This window comes from Roseinatronobacter sp. S2 (genome assembly GCF_029581395.1).
Lineage (GTDB): Bacteria > Pseudomonadota > Alphaproteobacteria > Rhodobacterales > Rhodobacteraceae > Roseinatronobacter.
The window spans coordinates 266,899-281,347 of the sequence record NZ_CP121115.1; the positions used below are offsets into that span (position 1 = coordinate 266,899).

The 14,449-nt window shown below is 58.6% G+C and carries 13 protein-coding genes; 3 read left to right on the forward strand and 10 right to left on the reverse strand.

Annotation, left to right across the window (positions count from 1 at the left end):
• Positions 1–12: 12 nt before the first annotated feature.
• From P8S53_RS18055 to P8S53_RS18065, 3 genes are all read right to left on the reverse strand, one after another.
• The gene (locus P8S53_RS18055; protein ID WP_277807267.1) at positions 13–1,497 is read right to left on the reverse strand and encodes a tripartite tricarboxylate transporter permease; all 1,485 of its coding nucleotides are present in this window, start codon (positions 1,495–1,497) and stop codon (positions 13–15) included.
• Between the two features lie 78 nt (positions 1,498–1,575).
• A complete protein-coding gene (locus P8S53_RS18060; protein WP_277807224.1) occupies positions 1,576–2,532 on the reverse strand; it encodes a tripartite tricarboxylate transporter substrate binding protein in 957 nt (318 codons plus the stop codon).
• A gap of 30 nt (positions 2,533–2,562) precedes the next feature.
• Positions 2,563–3,027, reverse strand: a complete 465-nt coding sequence (locus P8S53_RS18065) for a tripartite tricarboxylate transporter TctB family protein (RefSeq protein ID WP_277807225.1) — start codon at positions 3,025–3,027, stop codon at positions 2,563–2,565.
• 328 nt (positions 3,028–3,355) lie between these two features.
• Here P8S53_RS18065 and P8S53_RS18070 point away from each other — a divergent pair, with 328 nt between their 5' ends.
• Positions 3,356–4,483, forward strand: a complete 1,128-nt coding sequence (locus P8S53_RS18070; protein ID WP_277807226.1) for an iron-containing alcohol dehydrogenase — start codon at positions 3,356–3,358, stop codon at positions 4,481–4,483.
• A gap of 293 nt (positions 4,484–4,776) precedes the next feature.
• Complete coding sequence (locus tag P8S53_RS18075) at positions 4,777–5,274, forward strand: RNA polymerase sigma factor (protein WP_277807227.1); 498 nt, start codon at positions 4,777–4,779, stop codon at positions 5,272–5,274.
• A 44-nt stretch (positions 5,275–5,318) separates the two neighbouring features.
• Here the strand turns inward: P8S53_RS18075 and P8S53_RS18080 are convergent, their stop codons facing one another.
• From P8S53_RS18080 to P8S53_RS18105, 6 genes are all read right to left on the reverse strand, one after another.
• Positions 5,319–6,146: an energy transducer TonB gene (locus tag P8S53_RS18080; protein ID WP_277807228.1), complete on the reverse strand. Its 828-nt coding sequence runs from the start codon at positions 6,144–6,146 to the stop codon at positions 5,319–5,321.
• Positions 6,139–6,582, reverse strand: a complete 444-nt coding sequence (gene exbD / locus P8S53_RS18085) for a TonB system transport protein ExbD (RefSeq protein WP_277807229.1) — start codon at positions 6,580–6,582, stop codon at positions 6,139–6,141. The genes P8S53_RS18080 and exbD overlap by 8 nt, the downstream gene beginning before the upstream one ends.
• A 3-nt stretch (positions 6,583–6,585) precedes the next feature.
• A complete protein-coding gene (gene exbB, locus P8S53_RS18090) occupies positions 6,586–7,635 on the reverse strand; it encodes a tonB-system energizer ExbB (protein WP_277807230.1) in 1,050 nt (349 codons plus the stop codon).
• Positions 7,636–7,710: 75 nt separating this feature from the next.
• Positions 7,711–8,331 carry a biliverdin-producing heme oxygenase gene (locus tag P8S53_RS18095; RefSeq protein WP_277807231.1) on the reverse strand — a complete coding sequence of 207 codons (621 nt, stop codon included), beginning with the start codon at positions 8,329–8,331 and terminating at the stop codon, positions 7,711–7,713.
• A gap of 53 nt (positions 8,332–8,384) precedes the next feature.
• Positions 8,385–11,078, reverse strand: a complete 2,694-nt coding sequence (locus tag P8S53_RS18100; protein ID WP_277807232.1) for a TonB-dependent receptor — start codon at positions 11,076–11,078, stop codon at positions 8,385–8,387.
• Between the two features lie 85 nt (positions 11,079–11,163).
• On the reverse strand, positions 11,164–12,096 hold the full coding sequence (locus P8S53_RS18105) for a FecR domain-containing protein (RefSeq protein WP_277807233.1): 933 nt from the start codon (positions 12,094–12,096) through the stop codon (positions 11,164–11,166).
• 340 nt (positions 12,097–12,436) lie between these two features.
• Between P8S53_RS18105 and P8S53_RS18110 the strand changes: the two genes are divergently transcribed.
• Positions 12,437–13,321 carry a CPBP family intramembrane glutamic endopeptidase gene (locus P8S53_RS18110; RefSeq protein ID WP_277807234.1) on the forward strand — a complete coding sequence of 295 codons (885 nt, stop codon included), beginning with the start codon at positions 12,437–12,439 and terminating at the stop codon, positions 13,319–13,321.
• A 513-nt stretch (positions 13,322–13,834) separates the two neighbouring features.
• On the opposite strand, the gene P8S53_RS18115 is transcribed toward P8S53_RS18110, so the two are convergent.
• Positions 13,835–14,425 carry a hypothetical protein gene (locus P8S53_RS18115; protein ID WP_277807235.1) on the reverse strand — a complete coding sequence of 197 codons (591 nt, stop codon included), beginning with the start codon at positions 14,423–14,425 and terminating at the stop codon, positions 13,835–13,837.
• Between the last annotated feature and the right edge of the window lie 24 nt (positions 14,426–14,449).

A 14,449-nucleotide genomic window follows, 5' to 3' on the forward strand; every position in this document is an offset into this window, starting at 1 on the left:
ACGGACACTCCGTCAGTTCGGTTTATGGATACGGGCCTGCGCAAGATGACGGGCAATCACCGGCCCGAACAGGGAAAACAGCGCAAGGCCAAGGAAAAACAGCGTTATCGGACCAGAGATGAAGGCGAGAATATTATCACCTGTCTGCAACATGCCGCGCCGCAGATTGGATTCCATCATCGGCCCAAGGATCAGTGCGATACATAATGCGGCCTGCGAAAACCCGAATTTCTGCATGCCCCAGCCAAGCACACCGAAACCCACCATCGTATACAGGTCAACAGGGTTAAGGTTGATGGAAAACGCCCCGATATAGCAAAAAATCACGATGGACATTGTCAGCAACCTGCGCGGCACCATCAGGATGCGCGCGAAGACAGGGATCAACGCCATCCCGAACACGAACATGAAAATTGTTGCCAGAAAGGTGCCGCCGAATATTCCCACAATGACATCAGGGTTCGTCTGAAACAGCATAGGGCCGGGGGCCAGTCCCTGTATCATCAGCCCGCCCATCAGAACCGCTGTCACCACATCACCGGGAATGCCAAGGGCCAATAGCGGGATCAGGGCCGCCGCACAAACAGCATTGTTCGCGCTTTCGGTGGCGGCAATTCCGGGTGCATAGCCGGTGCCGAACTTTTCAGGGGTTTTGGAACTGCGGCGCGCCTCGTTATAGGAAATCCATGATGCCGTGCCCGATCCGGTGCCCGGTATAATCCCGATCAGCGTGCCAATCAGGGAACCGCGCACAAGCGCGCCTTTGCTGTCGCGCATATCCTGCCGTGATGGCCAGCGCCCCTTGACCAGCACCACGGCCGGTTCCTGCTTGGCCATCCGTTCAATCTGGGTAAAAACCTCGGACAGGGCGAAAAGTCCGATAAGCGCAGGCGTGAACGCGAAACCGGATGCAAAGCCCTGTATGCCGAATGTGTAACGCATGACACCCGCAATCGGATCGGCACCCACCGTCGAGATCAGTATGCCCAGCACACCGGCAATCGCGCCCTTCAGCAGATCACCTGACAGGCTGGCAATGATGGTCAGTCCAAACAAGGCCAGCGCAAAATATTCTGCGGCCCCGAATTTCAGCGCAATTCCTGCCAGTTGCGGGGCCAGCGTCGCCAGAACAACCGCCGCGATCAGGCCACCAATCGTAGACGCTACTGTCGCCATACCAAGCGCGCGCCCTGCCTCGCCGCGCGCGGCCATCGGATAGCCGTCCAGCACTGTCGCCGCAGATGCAGGCGTGCCCGGCGTGCGCAACAGGATTGACGATACACAGCCGCCATAAATCCCGCCAATATATATGCCGATCAGCATGTTCAGCCCCATGACCGGCGACATGCCAAATGTCAGCGGGATAAGAAGCGCCACGCCCATGGTTGCCGTCAGTCCCGGCAGGGCGCCAATCAAGATACCCCCAAGGACCCCCAACGCAATGATCCCGAAGACCTGAGGTTGCAGCAGCGGGGCCAGATAGGCGATCGTTTCCATCATCGGACTTTCCTAGTGCAGGAAAACATAATTACGGGGGGCGCGTGCGCGCCGCCCCCCGCATTGGTCAGGCACGATTCAATTATTCACGCCCAGCATATCCAGCGCATCCAGCACCGAATACGCCATGTCGCCATCGCGCCTGACGCGCGCTTCAAAAGCAGACCCGTCTTCATATGTGACGAATTCGCCCATCTCGGTCATAACCTCGATGAATTGCGGGTCGGCCACGACGTCGGCAATGGCGGTGCGCAGCCAGTTCAGGGTCGCATCGTCGATACCCTTGGGCGCGATGATGCCCTTGTAGGACGACCATGTGAAATCCACACCTTTTTCCACGGCGGTAGGCGTTTCGGGGAACAGGTCAATGCGCTCGTCTTCCATCACGAAAAGTGGCGTCATCTGATTGGAGTCGACCGCAGAAAGGGCCTCGGCAGGGGATGCGACCATGGCGTGGATATGGCCGCCGATACAGGCAGTCCGCGCTTCGGATGATCCGCCAAAGGGGATGGATTCAACTGCGATGCCTGCCGCTTGTGCGAAGGCTTCGGCGGAAATATGGTTTGCCCCGCCCGCGCCCGAATTGCCGATCTGCGGCGCGCGTTCGGCAGCCGACGCAATGAAGCTGTCATAATCGTCAAACGGCGCATTCGCACAGGCCACCATCACTTGCAGGGACCGCGCATAAAGGCCTACAAACTCGACATCATCGATGCTGTAATCGGTTCCGCCAAGATGCGGCAGAATTGCAATCGGGCCTTGTGCGCCCGCGCCCAGCGTATAGCCGTCACTGCGTGCATTCACTGCGGCCGACGTGCCAATCCCGCCACCGCCACCGGGTTGGTTGCGCACCACCGCTGTTGTGCCCGGATACAGCCGCTCCAACGTTTCGGCCACAATGCGCACGGTCAGGTCGGTGGACCCGCCTGCGGCATAGGGAACGATCATTTGAATGGGGCGCACGGGGAAATCGGCCAGCGCCGCCCCCGGCAGGGTTGCCGCGGCCAACGCGACCAGTGAAATTGCCTTTTTCATCAAGTTTCCTCCTGTTTTGATGATACGCGCTTATGGAAGCCAGACAGACAGCAGCTTCGTGAATAGAAAATATATGATGGCGGTCATGGCTACCGGAAAACCAAACAGCATCATGGGCTTGCGCTCTCCGATCAGCCAAAGGCCCAACACGAATGCTGCCAGCGTTGACCACAGATAACCCACCGGGAAAAACGCAACCGCATACCCTGTCAGCAGCACCACAAAGCCCGCCAGCCGCAAGGCCGTCGCGCGGTCCGGCAATGCGATGACAGGCACATCAGCAGATTTGCGGGCCGACAGTCCTGCGCGCACCAGCAACGCAACCGACAGCAGCACCAGCAGCGCAATCATGACCCATGGCAGAAATGACGGCCCGGCAATGGAGCTGCCAAATCCGCGCCTGATCCCCAATGTGCGCCAAACTGCGAAGCCACTGAATGCCAGCAAACCAACAGCGATGATCATATCGCTTTTGCTTTCACGAATTGCCGCCATTGTTGTGCTCCCCTCGCCGCCTCTCCTGCTGGAAGGTGAAATAATGTTGATAAGTTGTCAATAGGTAATGCAGGTATAAGTTTGAACTTCCCCCACGGTCCGCGCCCTTGTCGTGACTGTCATGATTCACGAAGGAACGATTTAAATAATTGATTTAAAATATAAATATGTATGAAAATGCTTACGATTTTCAGTTCTCGATGAACCAGCCGCCCATGCCTTGTCGTGAATTGGAGTTGACAGGTTGTAAACAACTGCCCTAGTTATTGCACGAATACGATCCGTCTATTTACAGGTTTACAGAACAGAATCAAGCTGGAGTGATCACATGCTACCCCTCGACACGGCGCTAGAACTGAACCGCCCACATACTGTCCGATTCGGATCAGATACGCTGTCGACGCTGCCTGCATGGGTTCAGGACCAAGGGTATCGCCGCCCGTTTGTCGTGGCCGATCCGGTCAACGCGGCGCGGGTCGGCCTGCTGGGCATCGATCCTGCTGCCGTTTTCGGCGCGGTGCGCGGCGAGCCTGATCTGCGCATGCTGGAGGCGGCACTTGCACAAGTGGCGGACGCGGATGTGGTCATTGGGTTTGGCGGCGGCTCGGCCATGGATCTGGCCAAACTGGTGGCCGTTCTGGCCGCAAGCGACCTGACGCTTGATGACATCTCCGGCCCCGGACGCGCGCCAAAACGAAAGCTGGGGTTGGTGCAGGTTCCAACAACCGCGGGAACCGGATCAGAGGTGGGGACACGGGCATTGATCACCGACCCGACAACGCATGCCAAGATTGCGACCGAAAGCCCGCATCTGCTGGCTGATCTCGCAATCATTGACCCAACCCTGACCGTATCGGTGCCCGCGCCCATCACCGCGACAACTGGGATTGATGCCCTGGCCCATTGCGTCGAGGCATTCACATCCAAAAGGGCGCATCCCGTGATTGATGCATACGCTTTGGAAGGGATCAAACTGGTCGGGGCATATTTGCACCGCGCCGTAGCCGATGGCACCGATCTGGAAGCGCGGGCAGGTCTTGCGCTGGCGTCATTTTACGGGGGCATTTGCCTTGGCCCGGTCAATACCACCGCAGGGCATGCAGTGGCCTATCCTTTGGGAACACGCTTTGGCCTGCCGCATGGGCTGGCCAATACGCTGATATTTCCGCACACGCTGGCGGTGAATGCACCCGCTGCACGCGAAAAGTCGCTTTCCATCTGCGCAGCACTTGGCCAGCCGGTATCAGACATTGGGCAGGTTCGCATTGCAGCGCGACACTATTGTGAATCCTTGGGCGTTGACATGACGTTATCCGCGCACGGCGTGCCTGAGATCGCTTTCGATACGCTGGCCAAAGATGCGCATGCGATCCGCAGGCTGCTGGATTGGAACCCCGTCGATCTGACGCAGGACGACATTCGGAAAATCTATGAAGCCGCAGAAAACGCCGCTTGATGATGCCGTCTTCCCGCCGGAGCGACCGTGCAGGACACCGCCATATTGTGACGGTGGGCGTCAGCTCATGTGCCACGGATGCGCTTGTTCATGTGGTATCGGACCGAACACCGCCCCTTTGGGGGGCATCTTTGAGGTTAGCCATGAAAACGTGCAAATGTAGTGCTAAATTAGCATCGTCGCGTTCATCCGGTCCGGGACAATCTTGCCAATAGCTGTCGTCCACGGTATCTAATTCTTAGCCATGTTGTTCTGACAGCCAGCTAGTTTCCTTTTTCCTGCTGGCTGGAATAATGATCAAAACCTCTCAGATCGATAAGATATACATCGCCGAGCGTGGGCGCTTGCGAAGACTTGTCATGCGCTTGACGGGCAACCGTGCCACCGCCGAGGAACTGGTGCAGGATGCCTTCCTGCGGTTGATTGCCGGAAATACAGATCACGACATCAGATCGTATGAAGCCTATCTGACGCGGATTGCCCGCAACCTTGCCTTGAACCACATGCGTCATTTGCGGCAAGGCGTAGAGGTACCCTGCGAGAACGAGATGCTGGAGACGATGAGCGATGAACGCCCATCGACCGAGGTGGCGCTGATTGCCCGCCAGACGCTTGCAAATACCCTGAAAGCAATCATGGCATTGCCACCCCGCCGCCGCGAGATTTTCATTCTGCATCGATTTGAGGAACTCACCTATAATCAGATCGCGGCCCGACTGGGAATTTCACGCAATACCGTGATGGTTCAGATCGTGAATGCGCTTGCGGATTTGCGCAACGCAATGCGGTGAATTCTGTCGCATCTGCGCTGGCAGGCGCGCATGCCGCGCCACGCTTACCGCCTTGAAAACATGACCGGCACGGTGATGGTGCCATGCACACCGGGGGGCGGCGCGGGAACAGGGGATGCGCGACGCACAAGGTCTGTTGCGGCCTGATCGACATCGGCGCGGCCGGATGAACGTGACAGCCGGATAGTCGAGACATTTCCTGCCGCATCAATCTGAAAGGTGACATGGGCCTGCCCCTGTTCCCCGCGCGAACGGGGTTTATGGCGTTCCAGATGGGCCAGCAACCGCGATTGCCATTGCGCGGGGCTGATGCTGCGGCCCGCCCCTTGCGCAGATTGTCGGGCGGCATTGCGGGTGGAGTGTTGCGCCTGCTGGTTCTGCGCCCTGACTGCCGATTGAGAGGCCGCTGTCTGCTGCGGCGCGGGCGGCGCAGGGTCACGTTGCGGATTCTGCCGTGCGGTTTGTGTCACCGCAACCTGTTGCGGGCGCGGTCTGGGGCGCGGGGACACGGACAACACCACCTCTGCTTCATGCGTCACCTCTTCAGGCTGCGGGTCTTCGGCTATTTCTTCTTCCACTTCTTCTTCTTCTACGGGTTCGCGTTCGGGTTCGGGTGTCGCTACGGCCTGCGTGGCGACACTGGCCTGTGCGTCCTGCATGTCCCGGGAAAGCACTGTTTCCTGCGTTTCCGTCGCCTCGGGCATCGGGGCCAGTTCGATCATGATCGCAGGGGGCGGGCTATCAGCGGCAACTATGGGCGGCGCGCGCGTTGCCCAGATGACTGCGCCAGCATGGGCAGACATGACAGCCAGGGCCGCGCCGGTCCATAGCAGCCCGTCGCCCAGCCATCGGACCCGCCGTCGTTCATTCACCGGTTTCCTCCGCCGCCTGTGCCAACTGTTCCAACCCGACCAGCGCGATTTTCAGGTAACCTGCACCGCGCAACAGATTCATAACCTCCATGAATGCGCCGTAATCCACGCTTTTGTCTGCGCGCAGGAATATCCTTGTGTCGCGATTGCCGCCAGTGATGCGATCTACCGTTGCCGCAAGCGCGTCATGCGCAACCGCCGCATCGCCCAGATGCAGCGACAGATCCGCCTGCACCGTCAGATACAGCGGCTCGTCGGGGCGTTCGGCGGGTTGTGCCGTCGATCCCGGCAAATCCACTGCGACATCCACGGTCGACAAGGGTGCGGCCACCATGAAAATGATCAGTAGCACCAGCATCACATCAATGAAGGGCGTGACGTTGATTTCTGCATTCTCTGCCAGATCATCGGCGCTTTCCCTGATTCCACCAGCCACGCCTCAGCCCCCCGCCTGCGCTACGACCGGTTCTGGCACCGCCCGACGGTCCAGATCGCGGCTGACCAGCCGCGCGATCCGCTCACCCGCGTCGCCAATAAGCAACCGGTAGCCCGCGATAGAACGCGCAAACATGTTGTAAACCACCACCGCCGGGATCGCTGCAACCAACCCAAGTGCTGTTGCCAGAAGCGCCTCGGCAATCCCCGGGGCGACGACGGCTAGATTGGTGGTGTTGCTTTCGGCGATTGAGATGAAACTGTTCATAATCCCCCAGACTGTCCCGAAAAGCCCGACAAAAGGCGCGGTTGAACCGATGGTTGCCAGAACGCCGGTGCCGCGCGCCATGCGCCGTGCTGACTGCGCCTCACTCCGGCTTAGGGCTGCGGCAACACGCTCTTTCAGCCCCGCTCCGCCTGCATGATTCAGGGCGGGCAGCGACTGTTCTACCTCTTGCACTGTCTCGGCCAGCATATGCCCGACGATGCCGCGCCCCGCCTTCAGCCGGTTCTGCGCCTCGTTCAGGGTGGTTGATCGCGCCAGCACCTTCAGCGCAGACCGCGCCCGTGCCCGCATCCCCCAAAGCTCCAGCGTTTTTGCCAGCCAGACGGTCCATGTCACCAGTGAAGCGAAAACCAGCCCCAGCATCACCAGCTTCACCACGATATCGGACCCGCGATACATACCAATCGGCGACAGATCATGCGCCTCGCTTTCCGTTTGCGTCAGCAACCAGCGCACCGCACCCACAGGGTCAGAGAGGGGCGCGGGAAACGGGTCTTGTGTGACCATCTGTTCGGGCGCTGGAATGCCAGCATGCGCGGGGTCCGGCGTCGTGCTTTCCAATGGAAACGGAACCAAGGCAGGATCATCTTGCGACACCCCGTCCGTGGTGGCTGACGCGGACGGGGCCACAGCACGCGGTTCGTCCTGCCCGGCGGGCGGGGCGTTGGGCGTCCCCCCCTCCTGCGCCAGGGCTGGACAGGTAAGAATCAGGCTTAGCGCACAAAGTGCCGCAGCCACGGAAAAGGAAAGCGAAAGTCTGTAGGACAAGGATATTCTCTTCGGGTTGGGCCGTCCGTCTGTGCCATACGCGCGCACGAACAGGCCGGAAGTAACATGCATTAATCAGGTCAGGTGCTGTGCGACCAGTTCCCGCACATGGCCAAAGGCTGCTTCGGCACCGACGATGGCATGCTGTTCGTCCGCCCCGCACAGTGCAATGCGGTCCAGCCCCCCCTTGAAGGCCCGCCAATACCGTGCGCGCCCGTCCGGGGGTTCCGCCAGATGCCGGGCGCCGTGGGTTTCTGACAGGCCCATTGCTTTGGCGTATTTCAACAAAAACGCAGCACCAAGGTTGGAGCCTTCGACAACATAGAGCCAGCCTAGCGCTTGTGGCAAAGCAGCCACGCCCCCATCCGGCGCGGTGTCATATGACGGCAAGGCAAGCCCCAAATCAGCCATGTCCTGTTCAACCGCATTCAGCCGAGAGTGCAGGGACATATCGGGAAACAATGCCGCCAGATCAGCGCGTGTGTATAGCGCGGACACTTCACGGTGTATCCCGTGCTGAACACGCAGGAAGCCGCCATAACTCCTGACGCTCTCAAACGGGCGCGCGGCCATGATGGACCTGTCAACACCCTCATGTGTGTTGTGCGTCGCTGCGCGAAGGCGGTCTGACAGCGGGCGGGTGGGTTTCAAAACGATGGCAGGGGATGCGGACAGAACCGCTGGATCATACGACATGGTATACCTTTATGAAGGGCATCGGGCAGGCCGGAACCTGCCCGAAAAGCGGTTCAGAATTGCATTCTCAATCCGGCGGAGAACGTGCGGCCCGGCCCCGGCTGGGTCACAAGGCTAAGCGGATCGACGTAGAACGCATCGGTCAGGTTCTCGACCCTGAAATGTGCGTTCACTGAATCGCTAATCTTGTATTCGACAAACACATCCGCCAATGTATGGGCTTCCCAATCCACCAGCGAAATGAAGCTCGATGCACCGGCGGCGGTCACATCCCCATGCCCGATGGCGCGACGGCCCGTACGGGTGACCTGTCCGCCAAGCGTCAGCCGGTCATCCATCAGCTTCTGAGTAAGTGACAGACTAAGGTTGTATTTCGGCGGCACCTGATTTGTCGCATAGTCACCATAAAGCGACTTGCCCTCGCAGGTGGACGCCGTGCGGCAGAATTCTACCTTGGTGTAGTAGTTCGCCGCGAAATCTGCCGTGAACCCGCCGGTTTCATAGGTTGTGGCCAGTTCAAGGCCCGCAAAACGGGCTTTGTGGATATTGTTTATCTCAATCAAGAAAGGCTGCGTTGTGACGACCCGCGCCAGATAGTCATCTACAGTAGAGTTGAAATACCCCAGCTTCACACGAATATTGTCATCTGCCGTGAACACCCCGTCATGGGTATAGTTCGCGCCAATCTCCCAGTTCCGCGACCGTTCAGGACGGGCGTTCTGGTTCACATTGAAAGAAAACGCCGATGACGATTCAAACAGGTTGGGCATGCGCGCCGTGTTGGAGTAGTTTGCGTAGACTTGCAGATTTGGCGTCACATCTGCCGCCACCCCCAACGAGCCGCCCCAGGCGCCACCATCAAGTTTTGTGCCATATGTATAGCTGGCGCGATAAAGAAAGGGATCAATATTGCGGTCCTTGGACCAGTAATGCTGATATCGCAGCCCGCCGGTCACTGTCAGCCAGTCATTCGCCTCCCATTCGGCGCGCATATATCCCAACGCCTCGTGACGGCGGGCGTCGCGCAGATCAAGCCAGGTTTCCACGTCCCGCGTTCCCGGAATTGGCCGCGTATCTTCCATGCGCCACGATACGCCGTATTCCAGTTTGACATTGCCCATGCCGGTGAACAGGCGCGATGTGTTGGACAGTTCCGCCCCCATCATTTCAGTCTGGGCACCGGGCAGGAAATCCGCAGGCAAACCAACCGAAACAGGATCACGCCCCCCGCCCCGTGGTGCGTTCCGCTGTTCCAGCCCCGTCCAGTAGAATGACGCCCGAAAATCGATCAGATTGCTTTCCGCAGGGCGCCAGCTGTAGTGCAGGCTGACACTGTCCAGATCCGTTTCGGTCATCTTTTCGCGCTGCGTTGCGCTGGTCGTTGTCAGGGACTGGCGGCTGGCCATCACATCACCGTTCTTTCCGCGGAACCCTGTGTAGCTCAACCTCAGGCTATGCCCATCGCCAAAGCGCAATCCGCCCTTGAGCAGCCAGCTTTCGGTTGACAACTGCGAATTCAGCACCTCTTCTCCCGGACGGTAGTTGGCAATACCATCATTGATGACGTAATCGAGATGCTCAATATCCGGGTAGCAACGCCCAAAATAGCAAAACTCCCTTGGGCCGGTGAAGACGGCCCTTGCCGCGGGTCCTTTGGTGCCCGCATGGTAATTGCCGCGTTCCCGTCTGGCATATCCGGCAAGAAAATCGAAATTTCGGTCCTGTATCGCGCCAATCATGGACCATGAGCTGCTTGTGGGCTTCAGGGCCGACGGGCGATCCATACCCGTCGGCGATTCTGTGTAGGTGCCCACTTCGTGCGGTTGATTGGCAACTGTTATGCCAGCCCGGTTGCCTGCAACAGGGTCAGACGTATTGCCGCTTGCTTCGACATTAAAACGAAACCCTGTCTTGCGCCCCGGTCTGACGATATCTTCGGCGGAAACCGTCCGCATGGCGATGTTGCCTGCATTGCCGAACGAACTGATATTCGCGCCTTTTTCAATGTCTACGCCAGCTATGAAATCCGGGGCGACATAGCTGCGGTTGGAAACCCCCTGATACCCTTGATAGACCAGCAAGGAATTCTCTGCGCCGTCCACAGTGGTCTGCACGCGCCCCATCCCCTGCATACCGCGGATGTTTGGATCAATGGCACCTGCACCATTGCGGGCCTCGCCAGAGGAAACCCCCGGTGTGCTTCGGAACATATCTGCCGGGCTGCTGCCACGGAAACGTTCAATCCGCTCGCCCGGAATGTGGGCCACCGCGCCGGGTGTGGTATAGACGGCCGCCTGCCCCGTGCCCCCGATCACCGTAATCGGGTCCAGCAGAATCGTGCCATCCGGCGCTATATCATCGGTCGGGGTCGCGACCGGACCGCCCGTTATGGTGACCGTGTTTGCATTGGTGAAGCGATAATTCAGCCCACTGCCCGACAGCAATCTGGCCAATGCCACATCTGCACTGAGAGCGCCGTTCACAGCGTTGCTTTGCAAACCCGCAGTGATCCGGTCATCTACGAAAACCTGCAGGTTGCTTGCCCGCGAAAACTGCACCAGAGCCGTCGAAAGCGGTTGCGGTGCGATGGCATAGCTGTGCGTCGCTGCCGTTTCTTGCGCAAAGGCGCCTGATACGCCCACAGATCCCGTCAATGACGTGCTCAGCAGCAAAATCGTGGCAATCTGGCGCGCAGGCGCGCATCTGGGTGTCGCGGCTTTCATCCGGTTAATTCCTTCCTCGTTCATATCTGTCCCGGAAGGCGTTTCATGCGCCCTCATATGAACAGACCCGCGAGAAGAGGAAGGTAATTATAAAGCTTGATAAAAATTATCAACTATAGAGAACGGCCACATTTGCGGGAAAATCAATCAAGGTCAGGCCAAGCGAATCCGCAATGGTTCTAAGCGCGTCATCGGGGTGATCCGCCTCGAACACAGCGGTGATGGGAATACGCGCAGTTGCTTTGCCCAATACCGCAATCCGCCCGCCACGATACCTTGCAAGTTCATCAACCACATCCTGCAAGGGCACAGACCGGAAGATAAGCTGTCCCCGTCGCCACGCCCCTATTTCGGTTTCATCAACTTCCGTTTTCGCAAATACCTGCCGGTGGTCAAAGCTGGCCTGCCACCCTGCATTCACGCGAACCGGCATGCCACTGGCCTGCCTGATGGCCACCGTATGCGTTGCAACGGCAAGCTGTGCCCTGTCCGACCAGATGCGTAGGTTGAAACCCGCGCCCCCTGCATCAATCTCCGCCCCCATTGCGGCCACTGAAAAAGGGCGGTGCGCATCGGGCGCAATGGAAAAATAGGCCTCTCCGCGCAGCAGGGATAGCCGGCGGTAATCCGGCGAAAAATCTAGGGCAAAGGCCGAACGGCCGCCCAGATTGACTCGCGACCCGTCTGCCAGCGTGATATTGCGGGTCTCGCCTGCTGCTGTCCGTTTGTCGGCGCGAAATTCGGGACGTGTGACATGCCAACCGGCGGCGCCCGTCACCGCGACACCTGCCAGAAGGCGCAATGCATGGCGACGGTTTATCGCCTTGTCCCTTTGGCGCAATGCAACCATTTCATGACGAACCGGATCGAAACTTTCCCAAAGGGCCTCTGCCTCTGCCCATGCGGCGCGATGCTCTGGCCCGGACTGAAGCCAGCGGTTGAATGCTGATCGGGTAGCATCTTCGCATTGCTCGTCGCGCAGCCTGACCAGCCATTCCAGCGCTTCGCGCATATGTGGTGTTTCGCGGTTTGTGTTTTGCATCAAATTCAGGCCTGTGTTCCCTACCCTACTGACACCCGAGGCCGGTGATAGAATTAACAGATCGCTGAAATAATTTCCGGACCGGACAGGTTTGAGTGCTGGGAACTGGATACCTTGCGTCTCCCTCTCTTCCTGTCACAGCGCAAGCCCGCCCGGCAATCATTTTCTGCCTCACACTGTAGGCAACCGGGACGGTCGCAGGTTCAAGTCAATCACCTTGGATTGATGCGCGCAACCATGCTGTCCATAGTTGACGATTCAGTCCGTGTGGTCCAACATCAGGCCAATGGCACTATTCGCAAGGCAGACAGATGGGCAGTTTCATTGAAAATGCGCCCCGATGACTGATCGCATTCCGCCACACCCCCCGTATGCCGGTCTGCATTGGCATCATGCAGCGCTTCCCATAGCCATTGTGATGATCGCAACGGCCAGCGCGGCCATAATCAGCGGGGCGGCTGCTGTTTTCGCACAGATGCAGATGGCCCTGTTGATCAGCGGGATCATTCTGTTGCTGTGGGCACCATTCGCAGCGCTGGCGCTGGCCCGGCACCACTGGGTAGGGACCGCAGCACTGGGGATTGTTGCGGCGCTATTTGCCCTTAATCTTGTCAGCCTGACCCTGCCGCGCGTGGGTGTTTTTGCTGGGTTCGACTGGAACTGGCAGGGCAAAACGCTGGATCTGATCTGGTGTCTGGCCCTGATCGCGCTTTTGTCGCGGGACCAGCGCTGCGAGATCGGCTGGACATGGCGGACACGTCCGGGAACCCTTGGGGAAGCATTTCTGAATATCGGGATTCTGGTCGTAGCGGGTTATCTGCTCGCAGGGAACTGGTCCCCTGCCGCCTATGACGCGGAACGTGTCTCATCCCTGACGCTTGAGCGTATCTTGTTCGACACCACCCATCCCAACCTTGTCGAGGAGATCGTGTTTCGCGGTTTTATGCTTGCGCTGCTCGACAGGGCCTTTCCGCCACGCTGGACCATCTGGCGCGCACAGGTCGGCTGGGGGCTGGTCCTGACAACGATTTTGTTCGGTCTGGTGCATGGCGTTTCCGTGTCGCCCGACGGCGCACTGGTCTTTGACCCTGTCTGGTTGTTTGCCAGCGCTGTCATGGGGTTTGTCATCGGCTGGGTCCGCGCGCTGACCGGCAGTCTGTGGCCCGCGTTTCTGGCGCATTGCGCGCCTGAAACAGGCATTCTTCTGGGAATGTGGTTGCGCTGAAACCAAACCGGATAAACGCCCGGCACCTTACGGCATGGCCGCAGGCAAAATCCTGGGTCAGATCGGCCAGGATGTGGCGTTCCCTTTAATCAGCGTCAATTCTGATCCGGTGACAAGTTCAAACAAGAACGCAGATCGCCGATTGTGTAAATGCATCAGTCTGAGAGCGTTGATGCCATGCAAACGAAAGTGCGACAGGACGGCGTGCGCACGGCGCCTCGTGAATGCCTATCGCATGCCTTTGTGCATATTCCCGAGGATCGTCTGGTTGACCTGCCCTGCTCTTGGGATGACTTGCTGGATGAACGGTGACGCGGCGGGATTATGACACCGCGCATTCCCGGTGGTGCCTTCTTCTTCAACGCCTATACAATCGGTGAAAACCGCACGCGCTTGGTCTGGATATATAATCGCAGGCTATTCGCGGTGCGCCCTTGGCTTATGTCCCCAATGCCGCCGGAGGGCGGGCTGCCAGCGGGTCCGACGAATATCAGGCGACGGCCGCGATGAACGTCATTTCCGGTCGCCTGCGGCACCCAGTCGCAATGCAATTTCACCGCTCTGGCACAAATACACGCCCTCCTCGCGCACCGGCGTTGGGTCGAAACCGCTGATGTCATCGTATAAGCAAAATCTGTCGCTTTCGACCTGCGCGGCAAATGCCAGCACATCGTCGGTGATGGTGAATTCGGAAATGATGATGTCTTCGGTCACATCAAGTTCGGCTTCCCAGCCACGAACAGGGTCGGCGGAATCAAGCGGCCAGTCTTCCACAATCATGATTTCTGCCGCCTTCAACGTCGCACCATCCACCTGATTGCGGGTGGCGTTCCCCTCTGTCTCGAATTCCAGAAACAGGATGAGGCCGGTGTAGCCATCACTGGCTTCTGTAAGAACGAGAAGGTCAAAATCAATACCGATGCCCGCCGGGGTCTGGCGAAAATCAAGGCCGACATCAGAAAGCGGATCACCATCTTCGATGCGCAACTCTAGCCGCTCGTTGCCAAACTGGCCGGTAATACGGCCTGTTTCCGTATTGCCGACAGTGGACGTCATCAACAAAACCGCAAATGCAGTGAATGTCAGTGAAGGCGTGGTGTGCATCTCAGGCTGTCCTTGTTAACAAAG

Coding starts and splice junctions, on each gene's coding strand:
- P8S53_RS18055 (WP_277807267.1), bottom strand. CDS start 1,497: ATGGAAACGATCGCCTATCTGGCCCCGCTGCTGCAACCTCAGGTCTTC.
- P8S53_RS18060 (WP_277807224.1), bottom strand. CDS start 2,532: ATGAAAAAGGCAATTTCACTGGTCGCGTTGGCCGCGGCAACCCTGCCG.
- P8S53_RS18065 (WP_277807225.1), bottom strand. CDS start 3,027: ATGGCGGCAATTCGTGAAAGCAAAAGCGATATGATCATCGCTGTTGGT.
- P8S53_RS18070 (WP_277807226.1), top strand. CDS start 3,356: ATGCTACCCCTCGACACGGCGCTAGAACTGAACCGCCCACATACTGTC.
- P8S53_RS18075 (WP_277807227.1), top strand. CDS start 4,777: ATGATCAAAACCTCTCAGATCGATAAGATATACATCGCCGAGCGTGGG.
- P8S53_RS18095 (WP_277807231.1), bottom strand. CDS start 8,331: ATGTCGTATGATCCAGCGGTTCTGTCCGCATCCCCTGCCATCGTTTTG.
- P8S53_RS18100 (WP_277807232.1), bottom strand. CDS start 11,078: ATGAACGAGGAAGGAATTAACCGGATGAAAGCCGCGACACCCAGATGC.
- P8S53_RS18105 (WP_277807233.1), bottom strand. CDS start 12,096: ATGCAAAACACAAACCGCGAAACACCACATATGCGCGAAGCGCTGGAA.
- P8S53_RS18110 (WP_277807234.1), top strand. CDS start 12,437: ATGACTGATCGCATTCCGCCACACCCCCCGTATGCCGGTCTGCATTGG.
- P8S53_RS18115 (WP_277807235.1), bottom strand. CDS start 14,425: ATGCACACCACGCCTTCACTGACATTCACTGCATTTGCGGTTTTGTTG.